Below are 25,875 nucleotides of genomic sequence, written 5' to 3'. Positions count from 1 at the left end.
ACGGGGGGTGCCGCCGCGACCTTCACCGTCGTCGCCGACTGAGCGGGCGCGCGGCGGTCAACGGGTCCGGTGGCACGAACCGTTTGGCCAGCTCGTTGGCGGCGACGTAGGCGACGGTCAGCGCGGCCAGGGTGGCCAGGACCGGCAGCGGCGGCCGGCCGAGCCCCAGCGGCGCGGCCAGCGGACCGAACGGCAGCGCGACGGTGACCGCCACCAGCAGAGCCCCGGTCACCAGCAGCGGCGTGGACGGCCGGCTGCGCAGGAAACCGCGGTTGGTGCGCAGCACCATCAGGACGATGATCTCGGTCGCGGTGAACTGGATGAACCACGCCGAACGGAAGACGTCGGTGGGGGTGTGCCACCACCAGTGCAGCACCGCGAGCGCGCCCAGGTCCACGGCGATGCTGATGGAGCCGTAGACCAGCATGAACCGGCGGATCGCCGGGACGTCGACGGTGCGGGGGCGGTGCAGCTGCTCCGGATCGGTGTGGTCGGTGGAGATGGTGGTGTACGGGATGTCGGAGAGGAAGTTCAGCAGCAACACCTGACGGGGCAGCAGCGGCAGGAACGGCAGCAGCAGGGTGGCCACGCTCATGCTGACCACGTTGCCGAAGGACGCGCTGGTGTTGACCCGGATGTACTTCAGGGTGTTGGTGAACGTCCGCCGGCCCAGCCGGACCCCGTCGGCGACGACGTCGAGGTTCTTCTCCAGCAGCACGATCGCGGCGGCCTGCTTGGCGACGTCGACGGCGGTGTCGACGGAGATGCCGACGTCGGCGGCGTGCAGGGCGGGGGAGTCGTTGATCCCGTCGCCGATGAACCCGACCACCGCGCCACCGGAACGCAGCGCGGTCAGCACCCGTTCCTTCTGCACCGGGTCGACCTCGGCGAACACGGTGGTACCGGCGACCCGACCAGGCAGGTCCGCGTCGGAACAGGCGGCGATGTCGGCGCCGAGCATCGGCTCACCGGCGAGCCCGACCTGCCGGGCCACGTGCGCCGCCGAGTGCCGGTTGTCGCCGGTGACCAGCCGGACGGAGATGCCCATGGTGCCGAGCCGGTCGATCGCCTCGGCGGCGTCGGGCTTGGCCGGATCCTGGAAGGTGAGCAGGCCGACCAGGGTCATCTCCGCCTCGTCGGCCACGCTGGCCGTGCGGGCGCCGGGAAGGGCCCGCACGGCCAGCCCGAGTACCCGGTGGCCCTCGCCGCTGAGTTCGGCGAACCGCCGTTCGACCCGGTCCCGGACGGCGTCGAGCGGCCGCACACCGGCACCGGTGCGGGCCGCCGTGCAGACCGTCAACATCGAGGCGAGCGACCCCTTGGTGATCAGCGTGGCGGTGCCACCCTCGTCGACCAGCAACGACAGCCGCTGCCGGCTGAAGTCGTACGGAACCTCGGCGATCCGTCGGGCCGGATCGGCCGGCGGCTGCCCGGACATGATCGCGGCGTCCATCGGGTTGCCGAAGCCCTGCTGCAGGCCGGCGTTGAGCCGGGCCAGGCGGGCCACCTCGGGATCCGGCGCGCCGTCGACATCGAGGCCGGCGGCCAGCGTGACGGTTCCGGCGGTGAGGGTTCCGGTCTTGTCCGTCAGCAGCACGGTCATCGCACCGAAGTCCTCGATGGCCTCCAGGCGCTTGACGATGACCCGGTGCGCGGCCATCGCCCGCGCCCCCGCGGAGAGGCTGACCGCGACGATCGCCGGCAGCATCTGCGGGGTCACGCCGACGGCGAGGGCCAGGGAGAACAACAGCGAGTCGATGACCGGCCGGCCCATCAGCAGGTTCGCGACCGCGATACCGACGAGCAGTACCACCATGATCCGTACCAGCAGCAGCCCGAACCGGGTCAGTCCGCGCTGGAAACCGGTGGCCGTGGCCCGGGTGCCGACCCGGGCGGCGACCTCGGCGAACGCGGTGTCCCGACCGGTCCGCATGACCACCGCCCGGCCGGTGCCGCTGACCACGTGCGTGCCCATCCACAGGGCGTTGGTGCGGCCCGCCAGGTCCGCCTCCGCGGGCGTGGGATCCGTGGTCTTCGGTACCGGGAACGACTCCCCGGTCAGCGCGGCCTGGTCGACCTGTAGCCGCTGCGCGTCGACCAACCGGCAGTCGGCGGGGACCACGTCACCGGCGCGCAACACCACCAGGTCGCCGAGGACCACCTCCTCGACCGGCACGGAGACCTCACGGCCGTCCCGGAGCACCTCGACGCCGACCCGTACCCGGGCCTGCAACGCGTCGACCGCGCGCCCCGCCGCGCGTTCCTGCCAGTACCCGAGCCCGCCGCTGGCGGCGACGATGGCCAGGATGATGACGCCGTCGACGAGGTCGCCGACGATCATCGACAGCACCGTGGCGGCGACGAGGATCAGGATGATGGGGCTGCTGAACTGGCTCGACAGCAGCCGCCAGCCGTGGCGACGGGCCAGGGCGATCCGGTTGGGTCCGTGCTCGGCCAGCAACCGGGTGGCCCGTTCACCCGTCAGCCCCTGTGCCGGTGCGCCGACGGCGGCCAGCGCCTCGGGTAGCTGACCGGCCCAGAAGGCCCCGGTGCGGCCGTGCCGGCCGGTCTGTGCCCCCACCCGTCCTCCGCAGCCTCGCGGCGGCACCGGCACGCCCGGCGCAGCTCCGACGCTACCGATCCGGCACCGGCCGCGAAGCCGGTTGGCGGCATCGGTCAGCGGGCCGGTCCGGTGGGTCGCCGCCGACGGTGGTGCCGCCAGAGCGCCAGCAGCGCCCCGACCACGAGCAGGGCGAGCAGGACGTGGGTGCCGATGCCCAACTCGTGCTCCAGATAGCGGTACGACGCCGAGCCGAGGTAGCCCAACAGGACCACCGTCGTCGCCCACACCGACCCACCGGCCACGTTCGCCCAGCCGAAGGTGGACCGGGACATCCCGCTGGCGCCGGAGAAGAGCGGCACCAGCACCCGCAGCACCGCCACCCACCGGCCGATCACCACCGCCGCCGCGCCCCGGGTCGCCACCAGCCGCCGGGCCCGGTCCAGGTCCAGATGCCGCCGGGCCACCGCCGGCGCGCGAGCCAGCACCGCCGGGCCGTAGCGCCGGCCGAGCAGGTAGCCGACCTGGTCGCCGAGGCATGCTCCGGCCGCCGCGACGACGATCACCGCCCACAGCGGTAGCCCGCCGAGGTGCGCCACCACGCCGCCGACCAGGACGGCGGTCTCGCCGGGCACGAACAACCCCAGCAACGTCGAGGACTCCAGCGCCGGCAGCAGGAACACCAGCGCCAACACCGCCACCGGCGGCAGCGCGGCGAGTACGGCCAACACCCGGTCCACCTCCTGATTGTGGCCGCCGCACCGGCCGGGATCCGGGCGATCGGAGCAGCGGAAACGACCGAAGCAGCCGCGACGAGGCCGTAGGTTCGAAACCGACAGGAGGACCGTGGCATCCCGGACACATCGACCGTCACCGGCGCTGCTGGTCAGCCTGGCCGGCTCGGCCGTCCTGGTGGTCGTGGCGAGCCTGCTGGTGCGCAGGTATCCGGTCGCGGCCTGGGAACGGGACGTGTTCACCCTGCTCAACCGCGCGCCGGCCGGGCTGACACCGGTACTGGTCGTGATCATGCAGGTCGGCTCGTACCTCACGGTCTTCGGCGCGGCCCTGCTCGCCGCCCTGCTGCGGCGGCCCGCGCTCGCCCGGGATCTGCTGCTGGCCGGCAACCTGGCCTACTGGCTGGCGATCGTCAACAAGGTCGCGGTGGCCCGGCAGCGGCCGGCGGCCCTGCTGGCCGACGTGGCCCTGCACGACACGGTCACCGGCGCGCTGGGCTATCCCTCCGGGCACGTCGCGGTCGCCACCGCGTTGGCCCTGGTGGCCGCCCGGGCGGGCGGTGTCCGTTGGCGGCGCCTGCTCTGGCTGGTCGTCGTCCTGGTCGCGGTGGCGCGGATACACGTCGGCGCGCACCTGCCCGTGGACGTCGTCGGCGGGTTCCTGGTCGGCTGGCTCGCGGTGTGCCTCACCCGGCTGGTCGTCGGCGAGGTCGGGCCGCAGCGCTCCGCTGCCGCGCTGCGTCGGGCACTGCGGCACCGCGGCTTCGAGGTGGTGGAGCTGACGCCGGTGACCGGCGACGCCCGTGGGTCGTGGCCCTGGCAGGTGGTCACCACCGACCGGCGGCGGCTGTTCGTCAAGGTGACCGGCGGTCAGCAGCGCGACGCGGACTGGGCATACAAGCTGTACCGGCGGCTGCGCTACCGGCGCGTCGCCGACGAGCCGCCCTACCTCAGTGCCAAGCAGCAGAGCGAACACGAGGCGTGTCTGACGCTGCTGGCCGAGCGGGCCGGCGTCCGGGTTCCGGCGGTCGTCACCACCGCCACCCTGCCCGGCGGCGACGCCGTGCTGGTGCAGGAGTTCGTGGACGCGGTCGCCTGGGACCACCCCGTCGGGCCGCTGCCGGTGGCCGCGGTGGCCGACGTGTGCCGGCAGGTGGCGTTGCTGCACCGGGCCGGCATCGCGCACCGCGACCTGCGGGCGGCCAACATCCTGGTCGGCGGTGGCGGCGCCCACCTGGTCGACCTGGGGTTCGGGCTCGACGACGCGCCGGCCGACCAACGGGACCGGGACGTCGTCGAACTGCTCGTCACCCTCGCCGGCCGGGTGGATCCGGCGACGGTGGTCGACGTCGCGATGGCCGAACTCGGCGTCGACCAGGTCGCCGGCAGCCTGCCGTACCTGCAGCGGCCGGTGCTCTCCCGAGCCGGCCGGAACCTGCTGCGGCGCCGCCCCGAGCTGCTGGAGCAGTTGCGGGCGCAGATCCTGCGCCGCTGCCCGCAGCGGGAACGACGACTGGCCCGGGTGGTGCGGATCACCCCGCGTGGTCTCCTGCTGCTGCTCGTGCTCGGCCTGCTGGTGCACGTGCTGCTGCCGCAGCTCGGTGAGGTACGTACCGCGCTGCGGCTGATGTTGCACGCGCATCCGCCGGCTCTCGCCGCGACGCTGCTCGGCTCGGCCGCCACCTACCTGCTCAGCGCGGTCGTCCTGCGGCTGTCCACCGCCAACCGGGTGCCGTTGGGCGAGGTCACCCTGATGCAGGTGGCCGGGTCGTTCGCCAACCGGTTGGCACCGGGCAGCGTCGGTGGTGCCGCGTTGAACCTGCGCTACCTGCACCAGAAGGGCTTCGGCACCGCCGAGTCGGCGACCGCGGTGGCGATCTCCCGAGCTGCGGGCGTGGTGTCGGTCGCGTTGCTGCTGCCCGTGCTGCTGCCGTTCGCGCGGCAGCCGGTCCGTACGCTCGAACACGCCGTGCTGGGCCGGGCGCTGCCGCTGCTGCTCGGCGTGCTGGCGGTGCTGCTGGCCGGCGCGGCGCTGCTCGCCCTGCCGCGGCTGCGGCACCGGGGCCGGACGGTGGCCCGGCAGAGCCTTGGCACGCTGCGCGCGCTGCCCCGCCGGCACCGGCTGTCCCGGCTGCTCGCGGCGGCGGTGGCACTCACCCTGGCGTACGGGTCGAGCCTGTACTTCGGGCTGCTGGCGGTCGGTCAGCCGATCAGCCTGGCCCTGTTGCCGCCGGTCATCCTGGTGTGTGTGGTCGGCGAGGGGGTGGCCTCCGCCGCGCCCACCCCCGGCGGGCTGGGCGCCACCGAGGCGGCCCTGGTGTCCGGGCTGCTGCTCTACGGCGTACCCGTGGACACCGCGGTCGCCGGCGTGCTGGTCTACCGGTTCGCGACGTTCTGGCTGCCCGCCCCGGTCGGCTACGTCGCGCTGCGGATGCTGGCCCGGCGGGAGTTGGTCTGACTCAGCTGGACCGGACCGCCAGCAGCTGCGACACCGTGACGAACCGGTATCCGTCGGCCTGTAGCCGCTCGATGATCTGCGGCAACCCGTGCAACGACACCAGCCGGCGATGGTCGCCCACGTCGTGCGCGAGCAGGATGGTGCCGGGCTGCACGTCGGCGCTGATCTGCCGGGCGTGCCCGTCGGGGTCGTCGGGGAACTCCGCCTCCCGCATCTGCCGCGACCAGAGCACCACCTGGTAATCCAGCCGGACCGCCGCCACCGTCGTGCTGCCGGCCAGGTGACCGTACGGGGGGCGCAGCAGGGTCGGCTGCTGACCGGTCACCGCCACCAGTTCCCGATGGGTACGCGCCAGATCCTGGTACGCCTGCTCGGCCGACATCCGGGTCAGGTCGTGGTGTGCCCAGCTGTGGTTGCCCACCTCGTGCCCGGCCAGCCGGTCGGCCACCAGCGCGGCGTGCCGGCGGGCCCGCTCGCCGACCATGAAGAAGGTGGCCGGTACCCCGTGCCGGTGCAGGATGTCCAGCACCATCGGGGTCCAGCGGGGCCCCGGTCCGTCGTCGAACGTCAGCGCGACGAGCTTGCGGTCGGTACGGGTGCACCAGTGCACCCCGAGCTGTCCGCCGCCGAGCAGGTCCGGTCGCTCGGGCAGCACCGCGCTGGCGGCTCCGCCCCGGATCGGCAGCTTCCGGTCGGTCACGTCCGCCGCCTCGGCGAAGCCGACCACCCCGAGTCCGGCCCCGAAGGTGACCAGCGCACCGCCCCGGAGCAGATCCCGCCGCCGGCTGCGGCTCAGTCGGGCCATCCCCGCCTCACCGGGGATGCCACCTCGGCGACCACGGCCGCCATGTCGGCCCGGGGGTCGTCGCCGGTCGCGTCGCCCCCGTGGGCCACGAGTGTGGTCAGCGCCGCCCGTAACCGCTGCGGGGAGGCGATGTAGCTGGTCAACGCCGAGCGGCGCAACAGCGCCGCGTTGGCCCGGCCGTGCCCGGGCAGCGGCCGGTAGGTGATCGTGGGGCGGCCGGCGGCGAGGGCCTCCTGACAGGTCAGGCCGCCGGCGTTCTCCACCACCACGTCCGCCGCCCGCATCAGGGTGGGCATGTCGTCGACCCAGCCGAGCACGTGTCCGGGGAAGCGACGCAGCCGCCGGAACAGGCGTCGGTTGCGCCCGCACACCACCACCGGCACGGCGCAGCCGGTGACCAGCACCTCGGTCGCGGTCCGGGCCACGTCGCCCATGCCCCAGGAACCGGCGACGATCAACGCGAGGCGGGACCGTTCCGGCAGCCCGAAGCGTTGCCGGGCGGCCCGGGTGCTCAACCCGACCGGTGTGGCGAAGCGGGCGTTGACCAGCGGCCGGACCACCCGTACCGGGTTCGCTCCGGCGGCCACGGCCTGCTCGCGGGAGAGTTCGTGCACGACGCAGTACAGGTCCACGCCGGGGGAGATCCAGGTCGGGTGTACGGCGAAGTCCGTCACGTAGGTGATCAGCGGCGCGTCGAGCAGCCCGGCGCGGCGCATCGGCCCGAGCAACTGGTTGGCGAACGGAAAGGTGGTGACCACGGCCCGGGTGTCCGGCGGCAGCCGGTCGCGCACGCGCCGCACCACCGGACGCAACGCGGTGCGGAGCAGTCGCGCCGAGCCCGGCGTGCGGCCGGTGGCATCGAACAGCGCGTGGTAGCCCCACGGCAGCCAGCGCAGCATCCCCCGGTAGGCCTCCCGCACGGTGCTGTCCAGGGGGCGGGGGAGCAGGCTCAGGAAGTTCAGCTGGTCCACCTGGAGGCCCTGGCGGGCCAGGCGTTCGGACAGCTCGACCGCCGCGGCGTCGTGTCCGGCACCGATGTCGGCCGAGACCACCACGACCCGCCCGGCGGCTCGGCTGCCGCCGGGTCGGTCCGGCGCCCACCCCGGGTCTGCCGGAGCGGCCCACTGCGCCGCCCGCCTGCACTCCGTCACGCGGGCGCGCATACCCGTCGCGGCGCAGGTCACTCCCGCTGCGCGCGGTCTCGGCCGGGTGGAAGCGGGGCCGCCCCACGCCTGCGGTGCGGGAGGGGCCCCGGTCACCAGTCGAGATCCGGGGAGTCGCAGGGGTGGTGTTCACCGAGTGGGCCGACGGTCAGCTGCCGTTCGGTGGCCCACTCGAGCAGCGCCGGCAGCGCCGCCAACGAGGAGCGCCAGGCGCCGGGGACCGCCATCCGGTCGGAGTCGTGCAGCAGGATGGTGCCGCCGGGGCGCAGCGTACGCAGCACGGTGCGGCGGACCGACGGGCCCGTGGCACCCGCCTCCCAGTCCCGTCCCCAGGCGGTCCACAGCCGGGGCCGCAGCTCCAGCCGGGCGCAGGCCACCAGTGCCGCGGTGGTCAGGATCCCGTACGGGGGCCGGTACCAGCGGGGTGCCCGCCCGGTCTCCGCGGCGACCCGGTCGCGGGCACGGGCGATGTCGGCGTACGTCGAGTGGGGTGGGCGGCAGAGCAGATTGCGGTGCTCCCAGCCGTGGACGGCCACCTCGTGACCGGCGGCGGTGATCTCCCGGCCGAGGGCGGGATCCCGGTCCAGCATCGCGCCGAGCAGGAAGAAGGTGGCGCGTACCCCGGCCCGGTCGAGCAGGCCCAGGAAGCGGGGCGTGGAGCGGCGGTCCGGCCCGTCGTCGAAGGTCAGCGCCAGGTGCCCGGGCCGGCCGATGCCGGAAAGCCCGGGAAACAGGTGCCGGCGAAGGGGCGGCACCGACGTCAGCACCGGCGCGGCGTGCAGCGCGAGCAGGGCGCCGGCGAGGACGCGGGGCGACAGCACAGCCTCTTTATACCGGCCGGATCACCGGCGACCGGGGGGTTCGGCGACCTCGACCGGTCGGTGCGGGCCCGAGCGGGCCGTCGCCGGGCGGTCCGTCACCCGGCCGGGTGGGCGATCACGTCGGTCAGCGCGATCGTTCCGGGCAGCCGGGTGTCCTGCCGCTGGAACTGCACCACCACCGGTACGGCGCCGGTCAGCACCGCACCGTACGGGCGGGTCAGCCGGATCGCCTCGGGGTCGACGAGGTCGTTGAGGCGTACGTGCCGGATCCGGCGCGGCGGCACGGTCAGCGGGTACGGGCCGACCGGGTCCTGGTCCTCGTAGTAGACGGTCAACTCCAGTTCGGCGGGCCGGTCGCCGGTGTTGAGCACGCACAGCTGGTCGAAACCGGTGAACTCCGGTTCGTCGCCGTGACTCGGGAACGGGATCCGCCCGCCGGGCACCACCCAGGTCTTCGCACCGATCGGGTCCATCAGCTCTCCTCCAGCAGGCGGGCCAGGTCCGGCGTGAGCAGCACCCCGTCGGGGTCGAGCCGGCGGCGGATCCGCGCGAAGGTGTCCCAGTCGGGGTACAGCTCGCGCAGCTCCTTCGCGGTCAGCGTGTGCTTCTTGCCCCAGTGCGGGCGACCGCCGAAGTCCCGGAAGACCGACTCCATGTCGGCGAAGTACTCCTCGTGCGGCAGCCCGGCGTTGTGCAGGCAGGCGATGGTGGTGGTCGCCCGGCCGTTGGCGTTGCTCAGGTAGTTGTCGTCGGCGGCGACGGTACGCACCAGCAGCCGCCAGGCCACCGTCACCCGGTGGCGGTCCAGGATGCGTCGACGCACCTCGGCGAAGCACTCCTCGAACGCCTCGCTGGGCAGCATGTACTCGATCTCGTCGAAGCGCAGGTCGCGGTCCTGCGGCAGCTTGTGGTGCAGCGGGCCGGTCTCCCGTTCCCGGATCGGGCCGGTCCAGACCGGTGGCGGCGGGTCACGGTGGTCGTCCAGCGCGCGTACCTGGGTCAGGTTGCTGCGCGGGTACCAGTAGAAGTCGAGGTTGCGGTGCTGCTGCTGCATCTCGTCGTGGTGTTCGAGCGTCCAGTCCAGCGGCGCACACCAGGTGCGGCGGACCACCTCGAAGTGCGGCTGGACGTCCAGGGTGAGGCGTCCCGCAGCGCCCCGGAACGCCGAGGGGTGGGCACTGCTTCGGTGACCTGCGCTGCTACCCGACGGCCCGCGCCCACAAACAAGACCGGCTCAGCGGACGGCGCCCGGACCGTCCGGTCCGCCCGGACCGTCTGGTCCGCCTGGGCCGTCTGGTCTGCCCGGACTGTCCGGTCGGGCTGGGCTGTCCGGTCGGGCTGGGCCGTCGAGGGCGTCGAGCAGTCGGCGGCGGCGCAACCAGGCCACCACCAGGCTCAGCGCCACCCCGGTCAGCGCGACCGCCCAGCGCACCCCGATCAGGTCGGCCAGCCACCCCTGCACCAGCGCACCGGCGGGGTAGCCGCCGGCGAACGCCATCCAGTACAGCGAGGCGACCCGGCCGCGCAGCGCGTCGGGTGCCAGCACCTGCACCGTCACGTTCGCCGTGGAGAGCACCGCCAGGTAACTGATCCCGAGCACGATCACCGCGGCGAGGCCGGTCCAGAGCGTCGGCGCGGCGGCCAGGGCGAGCGTCGCGAAACCGTGTACGGCCAGCGCCACCCCCGCCACCGTGGCGCGTCGCCGGGTCGGGCCGTAGACGCTGAGCAGGATGGCGCCCAGCACGGTGCCGACGCCGAGTCCCGAGGCGAGCAGGCCGGCGCCCCCGGTGCCGGCCTGGTAGACGTCGGTGGCGAAGACGGCGGCGAGCTGCACGATCGGCGTACCGACGAAGGAGACGCAGCCGGCCAGTACCACCGCCATCAGCAGCCCGGTACCCGGCGGGTGTGCCGGATGCCGGCGCGCAGCCGGGCGAGCATCGACTCCCCGGGCGCGCGGGCGCCGGTCGGGCGGGGCCGGACCAGTACGAGGGCGAGCAGCATCAGGACGTTGGCCCCGGCGGCGACCAGGAAGGCCGCGGTGGCGCCGAAGCGGACCAGTACCGCGGTGGCCAGCACCGGTCCCAGCGCGCGGGCCAGGTTGGCCTGCATCGCGTTCAGGGCGATCGCGTTGAGCAGGTGCCGGGCCGGTACCAGTTGGGGGATCAGGCTCTGCCAGGCCGGAGTCTGCACCCCGTTGGCCGCGCCGGCCGCGGCCACCAGCGCCAGCAGCGCCAGGGGTGCCGTGGTGCCGGCGCGACTGACCAGCGCCAGCACCACGGCCACGACGAGCGCGACCAGTTGGGTGGCGGCCAGTACGCCCCGGCGGGGGAGCCGGTCGGCCAGTACGCCGCCGACCGGTGAGCCGAGCATCGCTGGTACGAACTGGGCGAACGCCCCCAGTCCGGCCCACAGTGCCCGCCCGGTGGCCTGGTAGAGCAGCAGCGGCACGGTCAGGTTGAGCATCCAGGTGGCGGTGCTGGCGCAGACCGCGCCGACCCAGAAGGCCCGGAACGGCCGGCAGCCGAGCGCCGCCACCGCGCCCGCCCAGTGGACCCGCCGTGGCGGCGTCGGCACCCCACCGCCCGGCGGTACGAGCACCGCGCCACCGGGCGGGGTGCTCCCGGCGGCGGGCCGGCTCGGTTCCGGTTCGCTGCGCACGTCGTTCTCGGTACCCGGTGCGCGCCGGTCAAACGTCCGGTGGGTGGTGCTGCCGATCCCGGCCCGCCTGGCTTTGACGCGGGCGCGCGGCGGTGCCGGGGCTACGGCGCCGGGACCACCTCCTGGCCGAGCGGCCAGATCGCGGCCGGCACGAGCTTGAAGTTGGCCACGCCGAACGGGATGCCGATGATGGTGAGGCAGAGGCTGACGCCGGCGACGATGTGCGACAGGGCGAGCCACCAGCCGGCCAGCACCACCCAGATGACGTTGGCCACGCCGGAGGCGACGCCGACGCCGGGCTTGGGCACCAGGGTGCGGCCGAAGGGCCACAGCGAGTACGAGGCCAGCCGCAGCGACGCCACCCCGAACGGGATGGTGACGACCAGGACGAAGCAGATCAGGGCCGCGATGCCGTAGCCGACCGCCAGTACGAGCCCGCCGCCGAAGATGAGCCAGAGCACGTTCAGTACGAATCGGATCATGAATCAATCATGACCGGCGGGCGCCACCGGCCGCCGACGCGGTCGGTGGCGCCCGGATGGGTCAGCCGGTCACACCGGTGACGCTGCCGCCGGAGCGGGTGACGCGGTAGGTCACCTGGGCACCACTCCAGAAGTGGAAGGTGAGGGTGACCGGGGCGCCGTCGCGTACCTCGCCGAAGAAGGTGTCGGTCAGCGTGATCCGGTTGCCGGTGTAGTCGGGGGCGAAGGTGACGTCGAACTCCTTGTACGAGGTCCAGTCGTGCGGACCGGCGTTGCTGCCGTCGGCGTACCTCGCCTCCATGGTGGCGAGCTGGTCACCGCGGAACTGGGTTCCGATGGCGAAGGAGGCGGTGGATCCGGTGGCGTTGGACAACACCGGCGGGTCGTGGCTGATCACGTCGATCCGCCAGGGCACGCCGGCCGAGAACCGGGCCTGCAGGGTGGCGTTGACGCCGTACGCCCGGTTGCCCACCAGCCGGGTCAACGCGCTGGCGGTCAGCGTCAGCTGGTTGCCGGAGACGGTGTAGTCGGTGCCCCGGACCAGTTCGGTGCTGCCCTGTCGCAACCCCGAGAAGGTGGTGCCGTTGAGGTTGAGGGTCAGCGACTTGGCGGTGATCGTGCCGGTACGCGGCACGTACACCTGGTCGGCCGAGGCGGTGCCGGAGCGGGTCGTCCAGCTCGACTTGATCTGGTTGATCAGCTCCGTGTCGCGCCAGCCGAAGGTGGTCCGGTTGAAGTGTTGGCCGTTGTCCCAGAGCTGGGTGGTGAGCTGTCGGTGGCGGGCGTAGTAGCCGAAGTACTCGAAGAACTTCAGCTTCTCGCCCTGCTGGATGGTGCCGGTGTGCCGGTCGAAGCCGAGCAGCCCGTACTCGCCGATGACGACCGGGATGCCCCGGGTGACGAAGGCGTTGTACACCCGGTCGAAGGAGTCGACGAGGTCCTGCTGGGTGGTGGCGTCGAAGCGGGTGCCGCCGGCGACGTTCACGCTGAACGGCCAGTAGCCGTAGAAGTGCACGGTGGCGATCAGGTTGCGGTCGTTGAGCTGGTTGATCGTCGTGGTCAGTTCGTTGATCCGGGCCTGCTCGGAGGAGGTGTGCAGGGTCGGCAGGACCAGCATCCGGGTGGCGTTGGCGCCGCCGGAGGCGCGGACGATCCGGTGGAAGTTGACGTTGAGTTCGTGCAGCAGCTGGGCGTTCTGGGCGTCCCCGGAGCTGTTGGCGAACTGCGGTTCGTTGACGCTCTCGAAGTGCAGGCGGGGTGAGGCGTCCCGGAACGCCGCGGCGATCTGGGTCCAGAGCGCGTTGTAGCGGTTGAGCACGGTGGTCCGGTTGGTCGGCATCTCGTGGATCCACTGCCACGAGTCGTGATGCAGGTTGATCATCACGTAGAAGCCGTCGTCCAGCGCCCAGCCGACGACTTCCTTGATCCGGTTCAGCCAGGCCGGGTCGATGGTGTACGACGGGGCCGGGCCGTGCCGGTTGCTCCAGGTCACTGGGATCCGGATGCTGTTGAAGCCCTGGGCCCGGATGGCGTCCAGCTGGGCCTGGGTGACGCGCGGGTTGCCCCAGGCGGTCTCGTCGGCGCCGACGGCGTCGAAGGTGTTGCCGAGGTTCCAGCCGGGCTGCATCGCGGCCACGTAGGCCATCGCGTCACCGGCCGGCGGTGGGCTGGTCGGCGGTGGCGTGGTGGGCGGTGGGGTGGTGGGGGGCGGAGTGGTCGGGCCGACGCTGCCGGTGCAGACCGTCCCGTTGAGCGTGAACGAGGTCGGTGCCGGGTTGCTGCCGGACCACGAGCCGTTGAACCCGAAGGAGACCGTCTGGTTGGTGCCCAGCGCCGCGTTGTAGCCGACGTTGGTGGCGGTGACGTCGTTGCCCGACGAGGTGACGTTGGCGTTCCACGCCTGGGTGACCCGCTGCCCGGAGGGGAACGTCCAGGTCAGCCGCCAGCCGTTGAGCGGGTCGCCGAGGTTGGTCACGTCCACGTTCGCGGTGAAGCCGCCCGGCCACTGGCTGGGCGCGGAGTAGACCACCCGGCAGCCGGCCGCCGCGTTGGCGGGGCCGGCGCCGATCAGGCCGACCCCGGCCAGCAGCGCGGCGATGCCGCCGCCGACCAGGCCCAACCGCCATCGTGTCCGTCTTAGGGTGCCGCTCAGCCCGGCCATGGTGCTCCTCGTGTGGTGTGGTGTCGACGGGTGGCTGGCCGGGCGCCGCCGGGGAACCGGAAACGTCCGGCCGGCTCGCACAATAAGTTGGGATCATGAACTTTGTCAATCGACGTACTGCTATCTTGGCGGTATCCATGCAGGTAGCTGTCCCGTCGGGTGAAGTGGCCCCGGTGCCCGGTCGTCCAACTCCACAGTCACCGCCGGTAGGTGAATGACCGCTGCCCGGGCGGGTAGTCGGCGGAGTGATCACGGCGGACGGGCAGGACGGCGGGCGGCCGCGTGGTGCGTCGAATCGGCTGGTCGCCGTGGTGGCCCGGACGGTCAGCGGCGTCAGCCGGTGGATCGGGTGGCCGGAACGGCGCCGCACCCTGGAGCTGTACGCCATCCTCGCCGTGCAGGCCGGAGTCGCCGCCGCGCTCGCCTGGTTCGTGGCGCACACCGTGCTGGGCCACCCGTCACCGGTCTTCGCCCCGAGCGCCGCCGTGGGCACCATCGCCGCCGCGATCGGCAGACGGACCCGCCGTACCGTCGAACTGCTGATCGGCGTGCTGGCCGGGATCGTGGTCGGCGACGCCCTGGTCTGGGTCATCGGCACCGGCCCGTGGCAGACCGGCACCGTGGTCACCCTGGCCATCCTGCTCGCCCTCACGCTCAGCCGGGGCGGGCAGGTGGTGACCCAGGCCGGCGGTACGGCGGTGCTGATCGTCACCCTCGCCCCGGTACAGCGCGGCCTGGAGGTGCCGCGGATCATCGACGCGGTCGTCGGCGGGGTGATCGCCGTGCTCGTCGTGGCGGTGCTGCCGGTCAACCCGACCCGGCTCATCCAGCGGGCCGCCCGTCCGCTCTTCGCGGCCCTGATCGAACAGCTGCACGAGGCGGCGGAAGGGCTGTCCAGCGGTGACGCCGACAAGCTGGCCGCGGCCCGCGACGGGCTGGCCGAACTGGACGCCCCGCTGAAGCTGCTGCACGACGCGGTGTCGGGGGCCGAGGAGGCGGTGGCCGTGTCACCGGCCCGCTGGCACCGGCGCCGCGAGTTCGACCACTACCGGCGGGGCACCCGCTACCTGGGCCTGAGTATCCAGGGCGGTCAGGAACTGCTGCGCCGGGCGGCCACCGCGGTGCGCGACGGCGAGCCCATCCCGTCCGGGCTCCCGTCCGCGGTGCACTACTTCGGCGACGCCCTGGCGCTGTTGCAGATCGAGATGGAGAGCCGGCACGAACCGGACCGGTCCGAGCGGTTGATCCTCACCGCGGTCGACCGGGCCGCCGAGGCGTACCGGGAGGGAGTCGGCTTCTCCGGCAACGTCGTGGTGGCGCAGATCCGTACCGTCGCCACCGACCTGCTGCGTGTCATCGGCCGTACCGAGCAGGAGGCCAGCGCCCGGGTCCGGGAGCGATTCGACCGGCGGCAGGGTGACGGCGCGGCGGAGGACTCCGCCGCGCCGGGACGCCCCTGACGCGGATCTCAGAGCCGACCGGCCACCATACGCGCCAGCTCGGTCATCCGGTCGGCGTACCTCGCCATGTCGTCGAGCCGGACCAGGCGGATCGCCACCCAGACCCCGGCGACGCTGACGAAGACCGTCCCGTCCTCCAGGTACGCCTCGTCCCCGATCCCGGTGAGCGTCTCGAACTCGTGCCCGAGGTCGCGGTCGATCTCGTAGAACTTCTTCGCCCCGTCGCCGACGTGGACCTCCACCTGCGCCGTCGGCCCCGAGACGGGCCCGGTGTACCAGCAGCTCTCCTGGTTCTGCCCGCTGGGCGTCGGATCCTCCAGGGGCGTGCCGGCCAACTTCTCGGCCTCCTCCTTGGTGACCAGGGCGCAGGCCTGGAGCTGTGCCGCCGGTGTCGGCTCGGCCGCCTCGGTGGGCTCGGTCGCCGGTTCGGTCACCGTCGTCTCGACCGGGGCCGGCGGCGCCGCCGCGGGTTCCGCGCCACCGCAGGCGGCGAGGGCGGCCACGGCGACCGCCGTCACGGCGAGCCGGGTGGCCGAGGTCAGGTAGCGCACGGGTTCGTCTCCTTCGTCGCGGGACTCAGCGGGGCAGGGCGTCGAGTAGTTGACGCACCGCCCGGAGGTAACCGTCGGGCTGGCCACCGAGTCGCTGGAAGCTGCTCAGCGTCACCGTGAAACTGCCCACGTTGTTGATCACCACGGCTTCCGCCCCGATGTCCTTGACGGCCAGGTAGCCCTTGCCGACGCCATCGAGATCGGTCACCTCCTGGTAGATCTGGTCGGCCTGCTGGCGCTGGTAGTCGTAGGTCGTCTCACCGGCGAGTCGGGAGGCCGTCGTCACGGTGAGCTGGGCGACGCCCTTACCGTCACCGAAACTGCAGGTGCCCTGGTCCACCATCGGCTGCCCGACGAACCCGGAGATCTGGTCGGCGGTGAACGGGCAGGGCGGGGCGACCGTACCGGCACCGTCACCGGGCAGGTCGAGGTCGACGTCCGCGTCGGCGCCCGGGCCGGAGCCGGTGCCGGGCGTGGCGCGTTCGCTGCCGCCGCAGCCGGTCAACGCGAGGACCGCCGCGAGGAGCGCGGGCAGGATCAGTCGCCGCACGTTCTGGTTCCCTTCTTCCCGCCGGCCCGACCGCTGTCCGTCCCGTCCGACCAGCATCGGCGCGGCGTCGTCGGCGCGTCGGTGGCGGATGATGACGTTCGTGGTCCGCAGCCGGCCCGTTCGCGCGGGCGCGCGCGGTGGCGTACCGCTCTCGGCGTACCAGCCACGACGCTACGGGCCGGGGCCGGGGAAGGAATCCGGTGTTTCCCTAGCCTTTGCGGCCCCCGCCGGCCGGCTCGGCGTCGACCTCCGCCCCGGCCCGGGCCAGCGCCGCGTTCAACTCCGCCCGCCGGGAGATGCCCAGCTTGCGGTACACCCGGGAGAGGTTCGTCTCGACCGTCTTGGGGCTGACGAACAGCTCGTCGGCGATGGCGCGGCTGGTCCGGCCCTGGGCGGCGAGCCGGGCCACCCGCTCCTCGGTCGCGGTCAGTCCCGACGGTGCCGGCGGCCGCCCGCCCAGCCGCGCCGCCTCGGCCCGGGCGCGCTCGGCGAACGCCACCGCGCCGAGCGCGTCGAACTCGGCCGCCGCGGCCTGCAGCGCCTCCCGGGCCGGTCGCTTGCGGCGCAACCGGCGCTGCACCACGCCGGCGACCAGCAGACAACGTGCCCGATCCAGCGGCAGGACGTCCGGTGCCACGGCGGCCCGGGCGGCGTCGAGTTCGGCCAGCGCCGCCGACGGGTCGGCACCACCGGCGCTGTCCAGCAGGGCGCGGCTGCGGGCCAGCCCCAGCAGCGTCCAGGGTCGGGGCAACCGTCGGTGCCGCTGCGTCAGCCGGTACAGGGCGGCGCGGGCGGTGGTGAGGTCACCGGCGCCCACACAGGCCTCGATCCAGTCCGGCTCGAAGCGCTGCGCCAGCGGCTCGGTCAGACCCATCCGGTCGACCGTCGCGGCGAGCCGGCCGTACCCGGCCGCCGCCTCGGTGATCCGTCCCGCGCTGAGCGCGGTGAACGCGCCCAGTTGCAGGTGGATTCGCCGGCACCAGTCGTCGTCGAGCTGGTCGCCCAGCCGTACGCCGGCCTCGGCCACCCGCGTCGCCGCGTCGAGCCGGCCGCGCAGCGCGTCGAGCAGCCCGCCCAGCCAGGTCTCCGCGGTCAGCTCGGTGCCCAGCAACTCGCCGAGGTCGCGGGCCGCCGCGATGTGCCGTTCCGCCGCCGACCAGCGTCCGGCGAGCAGTTCGGTCTCGCCGAGGTGCTTGAGCAGTTCGTACTGCGAGGGTTCGTCGCCGCGGGTCGCCGCCTGGTCGAGCAGGCCGGTCAGGCGGTTGCGGGCCCGGTCCGGGTCGTCGATGGCCTTCCACCAGACCGCCGGGATGGTGCCGGCGAGCCACGACGGTTGCGCTCCTTCCATCCGAAGCGCCCGTTCGAGCAGCTCGCTGCGGGGCGGCTCACCGGCACGTACCTCGCTGTAGAACAACTGCAGCAGCGCCGCGGCCAGCAGCGAGCGGTCACCGCCGGGGCCGGTGAGCAGGGCGACGGCCGCTTCCGCGTGCGTGCGGGCCGGATCCGGCAGGTCCACGAAGAGGGCCAGGTGGGCGTGGATCCGGCCGGCGAGCGGGGAGTCGGGCTGGGCCGCGGTCAGCGCCCGTCCGGCGGCGGCCACCGCGGTGCCGCCCGGCTCGTCGGCGCTCCACGCGACCACGGCCCGCAGCAGCAGCGCCTCGGCGCGGATGTCGCCGGTGTAACCGGCGGCGACGTCCTCGGCGGCGGCGCGCGCCCCCGGATGGTCCCCGCAGTCGAACCGGCACCGGGCCGCGGCCAGCAGCCGTTGCCCACGGGCCGCCCGCTCGTCGCCGGGGGTGAGCCGCGCCGCCGCCTCGTAGAGGTTCGCCGCGGCCTCCGGCGCGCCCCGGGCGTGCTGCCGTACGGCGGCCGCGGCGAGGGCGTCGGCCGCCACCGCGTCGGCGACGGTGGTGCACAGGGCGAGGTGGCGTACCCGTTCGTCCGGGTCGGCGACGACCTCGGCGAGCCTGCGGTGCAGGCCACGCCGTACCCCGGGCGGGATGCCGGCCCGGACCGCCGCCGCGTACACCGGGTGGGCGAACTCGACGCGGGTCGGTTGTACCGTCAGCAGTCCCGCCTCCTCCGCGGCGTCGAACGCCTGGGGTGGTACCCCGGCGGCGGCCAGATCCGCCAGCAGCGGGACGCTGAGCAGCGCGGCCAGCCGTACGGCGTCCCGGCACCAGGCCGGTAGCCCGGCGAGCACCTCGCCGAGGAGTTGGTGCATCGAGGAGGCGACCGGTAGGTCCTGCGCTGGCTCCGGGGGTTCCGGCAGGCGCTGTACCGCACGGGCCACCTCGATGGCGACCAGCGGGTTGCCCCCGGACTCGCGGGCGATCCGGGCGAGCAGCGGGCGGCTGAGCGTGGCGCCGAGCCGTTCCCGCAGTACGTGGTGCAGCGCGCTGACGCCGAGCGGGGTGAGTGCCAACCGGGTCGGCTGGCCGGGGTCGGCGTCGAGGCCGAGCGGCGCGGCCGGCAGCGCCGGGCCGCCGGTGCTGCGGCTGCTGACCAGGGTGGCCAGTCCCGGGCCGACCCGACGCAGGGCGAACCGCAGGGCGCGTTGGCTCGGCCGGTCCAGCCATGGTGCGTCGTCCACGGCGACCAGCACCCGCCGGCCCGAGGCGAGGGCGGCCTCCAGTAGCGACCGGGTCGCCGCGGCAACCACCCGGTCTTCGATGGTCTCGTTGCCGTCGCGGGTGACCAGCACCATCTCCGCGGCGACGCGCTGTGGGCGCGGCAGGTCCGCGGCGAGGTGGGCGACCGGGCGTAGCAGGTCGGCGAGGGCGGCGAACGGCAACTCGGCCTCGCACTCGGTCGGGGCGCAGGACAGCACCCACCAACCGGCCTGGGTCGCCTTGCTGACCAGTGCCCGGAGCAGGGCGGTCTTGCCGATCCCGGCCGGTCCCTCCAGCAGCACCGGCCCGTGCTCGCACAGTGCGTGCCAGGCCTGGTCGAACACCTCGTCCCGGCCGACGAGCACACCCCGCATGGGCCGATTCTGGCACCGCACGCCCGTCGGGACCATCATGCGTACGGTGACCGGCGGTCGGCGGTTCGCCGACAGATCGTGGTCAGGTGTGCAGGGTCCGGCTGGGCGGGAACCCGTAGGTGGCGTGGTATCGCGCGGTGAACCGGCTGTGGCTGAGGAAACCCCAGCGGGAGGCGATGGCGGAGACCGTTGCCTGACGCGGGTCGGCGCTGAGCAGGTCGCGGTGGGCGCGGTCGAGCCGGACACGGCGCAGGTGTGCCATCGGGGTGGTGTCGAGGTGCCGGCGGAACGCCAGTTGCAGGGCCCGCAGCGAGACCTGGGCCGCGGCGGCGATGTCCGCCGCGCCGATGTCCCGGTCGGCGTGTTCCTCGATGAACGCCGTCGCCCGACGCAGCGTCGCGGTGGTCGCGTCGCGCCGTTGCGTCGCGGTCGGCCAGGCGGTACTGGTGTTGGGGAAGACCGCCAGGGCCGATGCGGCGAGCATCCGGGCGGCGTTGGCGATCACCAGCGGCTGCCGGTAGGCGTGCGGATTGCCCAGCACCACGTGGTTGAGGTAGCTCGTGGTGTGTCGCCACAGCCGGGCCAGTGCCGACGAGACCGGCGCCAACCCGGTGAACTTGACCGTTCCCGGTCGGTCGGGGCCACCGGCGACCCGGGCGAGCACGGAGAGATCGAGCAGGCAGCACGTGATCTTGCCGGGCCACCAGCGGACCGAGTACGGCAGGCCGGGCGCGGCGGCGAGGAAGACGTCCCCGGGCCCGAACCGGCCGGCCGTCCCGGCGCAGGCGCGGTCGACTCGACCGTTGACGACCTGTACGACCACCAGGGCATTGACCCGTCCGACATCGACCTCCAGGCGGGTGGACTGTTCCACCGTCTCCAACCAGAACGGTCCGGCGTCGACGCGGTGATGGCGGAACCGGTAGCGCTCTGTCGCCCGGATCGTCATCCCGGTGCCGTAGGCGTTGGTCAGGAAGTCGTGGATGGTACCCGGGTCGCGGCTGTCGAATCGGTGGGCGGTCGGAACGTTCATGTTCAATGCGTCTCCATCGACATGGACGGAGTGCGTTGTCTTGGCGGTCAGTGCCCGAATGATGTCTTAAGCGGACGATCTAGGTGCGATCTCGGATCGATAGCCGGGATTCCCGTCGATGGTATCCACAGTGGTGGCAAATCCTACGAGTTTTCCGCGGCATATGCGTCTCGTGGGAGGATTGTCACTCGTTGCGACGGCTAGAGGCTTCGTTTTCGGGCTAGCCGGGCACCGCCCGTTGCGTACTTCGAGCTAGCCGGCAACCGAGGGTGGCCATGATCATGCGAAGGGTGTCGAACGAGAGGTAGCTGATCGACCGAACGGACAAAGGAGTGGGTGTTGGAGATCAAGGATCCGGCTGACATCGTCCGCCTGGCGACGGCCGAAGCGCTCCGGCGGATCGCCGGAGAGACACTCCTGACCGGAATCATGGGTACCCGGCTGGCGGCCTTCGGCGAGGGCCTGCGGGAGGTGCTGCGTACCGCCCTGGTGGCGCAGCGGGTGACGGCGCCGGCGCGGCTGATCGCGTTGTGTCGGGAAATGGACCTCGGCCCGGAGGCCTTCGACCTGATGGGTCACCACGTACTGGGCAGCCTGGTCGGCTACCGGCCGGGCCCCGACGTGCTGGTACGGGTCGGCGGCGCGCTCGGGCTCGCCCGCCGGAACCTGTTCAGCCCCAGGCGGCAGGTGCCCCGCGAACCGCTCCGCGGCCGCGCCCGGACCGCCAGGTCCAACAGCGCGACGGCCCGCTACCGCGCGGTGCGGCCGCCGGAGCACCTGCCGTCGCCGCCGGACTGGACCTGCACCGGCTGTGGTCGGGAGTGGCCGTGCGCGGTGAAGCAGAGCCAGTTGCTGGCCGAGTTCGGCGGGGCACGTGCGGCGCTCGCCGTCTACCTGGGATCGTGCCTGCTGGCTGCCGCTCGGGACCTGCCCGGGCTGCCGCTGGCCCGCGTCCGGAACCGGTTCCTCGGCTGGCTGCCGCGCCGACCGAACTGACCGCGTACCCGGCTCGGAGGGCGCCGGGGCGCGGCGGGACGCTTGATCACCAAGGGTTGTACTTGTGTCGACCCATCGTGGGATCTATTATCGTCGATAATTCTCTGGGGGGGAATTTCGGCCGAATACTGTCCCCGGTTTCGTGTCGATCGAGAAATGGACGGCGCATGCCATCGATGCTCGAAATCGCTATGCATCTCTTTCTTCAAATGGCGGTGATCCTAGCCGTGTACCGCCTGCTCTGGCCGCTCTTCCGTAGGCTCGGGCAGGTCCAGGTAGTTGCGATCATGGTCGCCGGGTTTCTGTTGGGACCGTCGCTTTTCGGACTCGTGTGGCCGCAGGCCCAGGAGTGGATGTTTCCGCTGACACTTGAGGTCGGCGGCGAATCCATGCCCCACCCGTCGCTGACCGCCATCTACGTCATCGGTCAGCTCGGGCTGGTCGTGTACATGTTCCTCGTCGGCTGCTCGTTCAACCTGGGCATCCTTCGGGAACACGTACGCACCGCGGGCGCCACCGCCTCGGCCGGCCTGGTCGTACCGTTGCTGATCGGCGGCGTGCTCGGCTGGTGGTTGACGCAGGCCAGCGACGACTACTTCACCGCCGAGGTCGCGCCGTGGCAGGGCGCGCTCTTCATCGGCTCGGCCATCGCCATCACCGCCTTCCCCATGCTCGCCTGGATCGTGTACGACTCCGGCCTGCTGAAGACCCGGCTGGGCACCATGGCGCTGGCCTGCGCGGCCTCGGATGACGCCTGCGCCTGGATCCTGTTGGCGATCGTGGTGGCCACGGCCAGTGGCGGCATCGCCGGTGGTGTGGTGGCGCTCGGCGGTGGGCTGGCGTTCCTGCTGCTGATGATGTTCGTCGGTCGGCCGCTGCTGAGTCGGCTGGACGGTTGGGCCGCACGGCAACGCAGCAGTGGGGAGACCGCTGCGCTGCCGGTGGGGCCACTCACCGTCACGCTGATCGTGGTGCTGGGCGCTGCGTGGTTCACCGACTTCGTCGGGATCTACTCGGTCTTCGGCGCCTTCGTCGCCGGTGCGGCCATGCCGCGTGGTGCCTTCGTGACCGCCCTGCGGGACCGCGTCGAACCCCTCGCCGCCTACCTGCTGCTGCCGGCGTTCTTCATCTACTCCGGACTGAACACCAAGCTCAGCCTCATCTTCGAACCGTCCGTGCTGCTGGTGGCCGTCGTGGTGCTGGTGGCGTCCTTCGCCGGCAAGTTCGGTGCCGTCGGTCTGGCCGCCCGCTGGCAGGGCATGACCTGGCGGGAGGCCGGATCCATGGGGGCACTGGCCAACGCCCGTGGCCTGATGGAGCTGATCCTGCTCAACATCGGGCTCTCCGCCGGGCTACTCACCCAGCAGCTCTACACGGTGCTGGCGATCATGGCCATCGTGACCACGTTCGCGGCGACCCCGCTGCACCGGATGTTCGAGCGGGGAGTCCGCCGCGCCGGTCTGGTCTACGGACCGTCCGGCCTGGTACCGGATCCGACCGCGCAACCCACCGAACTGGTGGGCACCCGCACCTGAGCCGGCAACGGCTGCCCCACCCCGGTCGGGTGGGGCAGCCGTCGTTCGTCGAACCCGGCGGAGCCGGGATCAGTTCGTCGCCGGCTCCGGAGCCCGGTCGACATCGGTCGAACCGGCCGCCGCCCGCTCGGCCTCCTCGGCCCGCGCCGCCGCCTGACCGGCGAACCAGTCGATACCACCGGGGCCGCCGGCCGCCACCGCCGCGGCCGCCCGGGCCACCGGGTCGGGCAGCGCGCGGCCGTCGTTCTCCGGCTGCGGCTGACCGGATCGGGGGGCCGGGATGACGGCACTCTCCCGGGTCGCCTGGTCGAGGCTGCCGTCGACCGGGCGTTCGGCGTCCGGCGTGACCCGCTCGGGATCCTGCGTGACCTGCTCGGGCTCCGGGGTCGCCGCCGCCGGGTCGGGTGGACCGGCGGTCGGTGCGGCCTCGCCGCTGCCCGGCTCCGGGTCGGCCCGGTGGCTGCCGCCCCGGGCCGCGACCACCGGGTACTCGGCGGTCTCGCTGCCGCCGGCCGCGGCGGCCATCACCGCTGCGGCGGCCAGGTCGGCGACCCGCTTGGCCTCCCGTTGCACCCGGGCCCGGGTCTCCTTGGCCTGCCGCTCGGCCGCATCGGCGGCCCGGCGCACCTCGTCCAACCGCTGGCTCTCCGCGTTGAGTTCCCGACCGGTCTCCTCCAACTGCTGGCGCAGCCGGGTCAGCTCGGTGTCCGTGGTCTCCCGCTCCCGCCGGGTCTCGTCGAGCTGCTGACGGGCCTCGTCGAGCTCCTGTCGCAGCTGGGCCAGCGCGTCCTGCTGCGTGCCGACCTCCAACTGCACCGCGTGCAGCTGCTCCTCGGCGGCGGCGGCCTGCTCGTCGCTGTGCTCCCGGACCTCGGCGGCCTGGTCGTCGGCGCGCTTGCGGATCTCCGCGGAGTACTGCTGGGCGTCCGCGATCATGGAGCTGACCCGCTGCTCGGCGGCGGCACGCTGGGCCGCCAACTCGCGTTCGACGGCCGCCCGCTGCTCGGCCAGGTCCTCGTCGGCGACGGCGCGACGCTCCGCCAACTCCTCCTCGACCTGCGTACGCCACTGGGCCAGCTCCTGCTGGCTCTTCGAGCGGGCCGCCTGGATCTCCTGGTGGATCTGGGTACGCGCGGAGGTGGTCAGCGCCTCGGCGGCGGCACGAGCCTGTTCGATCTGTTCCCGGCACTGCGCGCCGATCCGCTTGGCCTCCTGCTGGGCGCGCTCGTGCGCGGCCTCACCGTCGGCGTGCAGCTTGTCGGCCCGTTCCCGACTCTCCGCCAACTCGGCGTCGGCGGCGGCCTTCAGCTCCTCGTACTTCTTGTGGTGCTCGGCGCGCCGGGCGGCCAACTCCTCGTCCAGGTCCGCGAGGGCCTTGACCGTGCGTTCGCGGGCGTTGGCGAGCGTCTTCTCCGCCTCGCTCTGCAACGCGGTGGCGGTCTCGGTGGCCCGCTCGACGATCTCCCCGGCCTGCTTCTCCGCCAGGGCGATGATCTGCGTGACCGTCGGGCCCAGATCCTGGAACGTGGCCCGGTCCAACTGCGCCGGACGTTGCCGCAGTTCGGTGGCCTCGGCCTGGACCGTCTGGAGCTTGGCGGTCAGCTCGCGGATCCGGCCGAGCGCCCGGTCGCGCTCGGTCGAGACCGTGGTGAGTCGACCGTCCAACTGCTCCACATAGCGGTCGACCTGCTTCTTCTCGTAACCGCGCAGGGTCACCTCGAAAGTCGGCCGCGAGGCCAGGTCGTCGCGCATTGCGAACGGCTCCTCGCCGATGGACATGCCTCATCCTCCGTACGATCGCGGGTCGGCACACCGGCGACCCGGCGGCGATGACGCGCAACGCTACCGCTGCCCGGGCCGATCTGTCCTCCCACCCCGGTACGGTTTCGCGCTGCCAAAGGCCGGTGTCGGGGCTGCCCGACCGCCGCGGCCGGGTCACGACCGGGCGCCCATGACATCGAGGGGCGTCGACCGGATGCGCCGTGCGGGGGTGTGAGTGGAACCCGCGTCTTGACACGGAGTTAGGTTAGGTTAGCCTAACCACATGTCGAGCGGACTGGCGTCGGACGACGCTGAGCAGCGGCTTTGTGGTGCCGACCTCTGCCTGGGCTATCACGGCACGACGGTGGTCCACGAGGCATCGATAACGCTACGTGCTGGTGCGGTGACGGCTCTGGTCGGGCCGAATGGCAGCGGCAAGTCCACCCTGCTGCGCGCCCTGGCCCGGTTGCACCCCATCGACAGCGGCACGGTGCGCTGCGCCGACGGGACCGCCGCCGCCGGCCTGCCGGCCAAGGAGTTCGCCCGCCGGGTCACCCTGCTCGCGCAGAGCCGACCGGTCCCCAGTGGCGTCACCGTCCGGGACGTGGTCGGCTACGGCCGCCACCCCTACCGGGGGCGGTGGCGGGCCGACGACCCGGACGGGCCCGCCGCCGTCGCCCGCGCGATGGCGGTCACCGGGGTCACCGCGATGGCCGACCGTCCGGTCGACGAACTCTCCGGCGGCGAACTCCAGCGCGTCTGGCTGGCCACCTGTCTGGCCCAGGACACCCCGGTGCTGCTGCTCGACGAGCCCACCACCTTCCTCGACCTGCGCTATCAGGTCGAGATCCTCGACCTGATGCGTGACCTCGCCGACGACCACGGTGTCGCGGTCGGCGTCGTGCTGCACGACCTCAACCAGGCCGCCGCGGTGGCCGACGAGGTGGTCCTGCTGCACGGCGGCCGGGTCCGGGCCACCGGCACCCCGGCCGAGGTCTTCACCGAGGCGGACCTGACCGAGACCTACGGCATCCGCATCGAGGTCCACACCGATCCGGTCAGCGGCCTGGTGACCACCCGTCCGGTGGGTCGGCACCTGACCCGCATCCCGGTCTGAACCCGCATCCCGATCTCAACCAGGCCACCCGCAGAACCGAACCC

General features: G+C 73.0%; 20 protein-coding genes and 1 pseudogene. 5 read left to right on the top strand and 16 right to left on the bottom strand.

The genetic code is table 11. From position 1 onward, the window contains the following. Window positions 1–22: 22 nt before the first annotated feature. Window positions 23–2,581, bottom strand: coding sequence for a magnesium-translocating P-type ATPase (mgtA, locus tag D2L64_RS07815; RefSeq protein WP_158603472.1), 2,559 nt, complete (start codon window positions 2,579–2,581; stop codon window positions 23–25). 95 nt (window positions 2,582–2,676) lie between these two features. Then, window positions 2,677–3,300, bottom strand: coding sequence for a DedA family protein (locus tag D2L64_RS07810; protein WP_199714461.1), 624 nt, complete (start codon window positions 3,298–3,300; stop codon window positions 2,677–2,679). 106 nt (window positions 3,301–3,406) lie between these two features. Between D2L64_RS07810 and D2L64_RS07805 the strand changes: the two genes are divergently transcribed. Beyond that, a complete protein-coding gene (locus tag D2L64_RS07805; RefSeq protein ID WP_119574036.1) occupies window positions 3,407–5,752 on the top strand; it encodes a lysylphosphatidylglycerol synthase domain-containing protein in 2,346 nt (781 codons plus the stop codon). Window position 5,753: 1 nt separating this feature from the next. On the opposite strand, the gene D2L64_RS07800 is transcribed toward D2L64_RS07805, so the two are convergent. From D2L64_RS07800 to D2L64_RS07760, 9 genes and pseudogenes are all read right to left on the bottom strand, one after another. Next, the gene (locus D2L64_RS07800; protein ID WP_119574035.1) at window positions 5,754–6,557 is read right to left on the bottom strand and encodes a polysaccharide deacetylase family protein; all 804 of its coding nucleotides are present in this window, start codon (window positions 6,555–6,557) and stop codon (window positions 5,754–5,756) included. After that, the gene (locus D2L64_RS07795) at window positions 6,545–7,708 is read right to left on the bottom strand and encodes an MGDG synthase family glycosyltransferase (protein WP_233558838.1); all 1,164 of its coding nucleotides are present in this window, start codon (window positions 7,706–7,708) and stop codon (window positions 6,545–6,547) included. The genes D2L64_RS07800 and D2L64_RS07795 overlap by 13 nt, the downstream gene beginning before the upstream one ends. 104 nt (window positions 7,709–7,812) lie before the next feature. Further along, the gene (locus D2L64_RS07790; RefSeq protein ID WP_119574034.1) at window positions 7,813–8,541 is read right to left on the bottom strand and encodes a polysaccharide deacetylase family protein; all 729 of its coding nucleotides are present in this window, start codon (window positions 8,539–8,541) and stop codon (window positions 7,813–7,815) included. Between the two features lie 95 nt (window positions 8,542–8,636). Continuing rightward, window positions 8,637–9,014 (bottom strand): sensory rhodopsin transducer, encoded by a 378-nt coding sequence (locus D2L64_RS07785; RefSeq protein ID WP_199714460.1) that lies wholly within the window; start codon window positions 9,012–9,014, stop codon window positions 8,637–8,639. Further along, on the bottom strand, window positions 9,014–9,652 hold the full coding sequence (locus D2L64_RS07780; RefSeq protein ID WP_233558837.1) for a D-arabinono-1,4-lactone oxidase: 639 nt from the start codon (window positions 9,650–9,652) through the stop codon (window positions 9,014–9,016). Before D2L64_RS07780 ends, D2L64_RS07785 begins: the two co-directional genes overlap by 1 nt. A 123-nt stretch (window positions 9,653–9,775) precedes the next feature. After that, window positions 9,776–10,441: pseudogene (locus D2L64_RS28240) on the bottom strand (MFS transporter); the annotation flags it as partial. Next, window positions 10,423–11,076, bottom strand: a complete 654-nt coding sequence (locus D2L64_RS28235; protein ID WP_325049899.1) for an MFS transporter — start codon at window positions 11,074–11,076, stop codon at window positions 10,423–10,425. The gene D2L64_RS28235 and the pseudogene D2L64_RS28240, both read right to left, overlap by 19 nt. A 224-nt stretch (window positions 11,077–11,300) precedes the next feature. Next, window positions 11,301–11,681, bottom strand: coding sequence for a YccF domain-containing protein (locus tag D2L64_RS07765; RefSeq protein ID WP_119574031.1), 381 nt, complete (start codon window positions 11,679–11,681; stop codon window positions 11,301–11,303). A gap of 61 nt (window positions 11,682–11,742) precedes the next feature. Further along, a complete protein-coding gene (locus tag D2L64_RS07760; RefSeq protein ID WP_119574030.1) occupies window positions 11,743–13,842 on the bottom strand; it encodes a cellulase family glycosylhydrolase in 2,100 nt (699 codons plus the stop codon). Window positions 13,843–14,087: 245 nt separating this feature from the next. Between D2L64_RS07760 and D2L64_RS07755 the strand changes: the two genes are divergently transcribed. Further along, window positions 14,088–15,302, top strand: coding sequence for an FUSC family protein (locus tag D2L64_RS07755; protein ID WP_233558836.1), 1,215 nt, complete (start codon window positions 14,088–14,090; stop codon window positions 15,300–15,302). Window positions 15,303–15,310: 8 nt separating this feature from the next. Here the strand turns inward: D2L64_RS07755 and D2L64_RS07750 are convergent, their stop codons facing one another. The 4 genes from D2L64_RS07750 to D2L64_RS07735 form a co-directional block, all read right to left on the bottom strand. Next, a complete protein-coding gene (locus D2L64_RS07750) occupies window positions 15,311–15,853 on the bottom strand; it encodes a hypothetical protein (protein ID WP_233558835.1) in 543 nt (180 codons plus the stop codon). Window positions 15,854–15,878: 25 nt separating this feature from the next. Then, a complete protein-coding gene (locus tag D2L64_RS07745; protein ID WP_119574127.1) occupies window positions 15,879–16,403 on the bottom strand; it encodes a hypothetical protein in 525 nt (174 codons plus the stop codon). A gap of 208 nt (window positions 16,404–16,611) precedes the next feature. Further along, complete coding sequence (locus D2L64_RS07740) at window positions 16,612–19,389, bottom strand: helix-turn-helix transcriptional regulator (RefSeq protein WP_119574029.1); 2,778 nt, start codon at window positions 19,387–19,389, stop codon at window positions 16,612–16,614. A gap of 82 nt (window positions 19,390–19,471) precedes the next feature. Beyond that, on the bottom strand, window positions 19,472–20,422 hold the full coding sequence (locus tag D2L64_RS07735) for a helix-turn-helix transcriptional regulator (protein WP_119574028.1): 951 nt from the start codon (window positions 20,420–20,422) through the stop codon (window positions 19,472–19,474). 336 nt (window positions 20,423–20,758) lie between these two features. On the opposite strand from D2L64_RS07735, the gene D2L64_RS27835 reads away from it, so the two are divergent. Together D2L64_RS27835 and D2L64_RS07725 are read left to right on the top strand one after the other, a co-directional pair. Continuing rightward, entirely contained in the window at window positions 20,759–21,418 is a 660-nt protein-coding gene (locus D2L64_RS27835; RefSeq protein WP_233558834.1) for a hypothetical protein, read from the top strand. A gap of 167 nt (window positions 21,419–21,585) precedes the next feature. Continuing rightward, complete coding sequence (locus D2L64_RS07725; RefSeq protein WP_119574027.1) at window positions 21,586–22,953, top strand: cation:proton antiporter; 1,368 nt, start codon at window positions 21,586–21,588, stop codon at window positions 22,951–22,953. Window positions 22,954–23,022: 69 nt separating this feature from the next. On the opposite strand, the gene D2L64_RS07720 is transcribed toward D2L64_RS07725, so the two are convergent. Further along, window positions 23,023–24,732 carry a hypothetical protein gene (locus D2L64_RS07720; RefSeq protein WP_119574026.1) on the bottom strand — a complete coding sequence of 570 codons (1,710 nt, stop codon included), beginning with the start codon at window positions 24,730–24,732 and terminating at the stop codon, window positions 23,023–23,025. A gap of 265 nt (window positions 24,733–24,997) precedes the next feature. Here D2L64_RS07720 and D2L64_RS07715 point away from each other — a divergent pair, with 265 nt between their 5' ends. Beyond that, window positions 24,998–25,831 carry an ABC transporter ATP-binding protein gene (locus D2L64_RS07715; protein ID WP_119574025.1) on the top strand — a complete coding sequence of 278 codons (834 nt, stop codon included), beginning with the start codon at window positions 24,998–25,000 and terminating at the stop codon, window positions 25,829–25,831. Window positions 25,832–25,875: the final 44 nt, after the last annotated feature.

The organism is Micromonospora radicis, from assembly GCF_003583405.1.
Taxonomy (GTDB): domain Bacteria; phylum Actinomycetota; class Actinomycetes; order Mycobacteriales; family Micromonosporaceae; genus Micromonospora; species Micromonospora radicis.
The sequence above is the reverse complement of the archived record's forward strand: the minus strand, read 5'-3'. Positions and strand labels throughout refer to the sequence as shown.

Excerpts from the sequence above, each read along its gene's own strand:
- D2L64_RS07785 (WP_199714460.1), bottom strand. The coding sequence starts at position 9,014 with ATGGACCCGATCGGTGCGAAGACCTGGGTGGTGCCCGGCGGGCGGATC.
- D2L64_RS07715 (WP_119574025.1), top strand. The coding sequence starts at position 24,998 with ATGTCGAGCGGACTGGCGTCGGACGACGCTGAGCAGCGGCTTTGTGGT.
- D2L64_RS07765 (WP_119574031.1), bottom strand. The coding sequence starts at position 11,681 with ATGATCCGATTCGTACTGAACGTGCTCTGGCTCATCTTCGGCGGCGGG.
- D2L64_RS07740 (WP_119574029.1), bottom strand. The coding sequence starts at position 19,389 with ATGCGGGGTGTGCTCGTCGGCCGGGACGAGGTGTTCGACCAGGCCTGG.
- D2L64_RS07725 (WP_119574027.1), top strand. The coding sequence starts at position 21,586 with ATGCCATCGATGCTCGAAATCGCTATGCATCTCTTTCTTCAAATGGCG.
- D2L64_RS07800 (WP_119574035.1), bottom strand. The coding sequence starts at position 6,557 with ATGGCCCGACTGAGCCGCAGCCGGCGGCGGGATCTGCTCCGGGGCGGT.
- D2L64_RS07720 (WP_119574026.1), bottom strand. The coding sequence starts at position 24,732 with ATGTCCATCGGCGAGGAGCCGTTCGCAATGCGCGACGACCTGGCCTCG.
- D2L64_RS07760 (WP_119574030.1), bottom strand. The coding sequence starts at position 13,842 with ATGGCCGGGCTGAGCGGCACCCTAAGACGGACACGATGGCGGTTGGGC.
- D2L64_RS07735 (WP_119574028.1), bottom strand. The coding sequence starts at position 20,422 with ATGAACGTTCCGACCGCCCACCGATTCGACAGCCGCGACCCGGGTACC.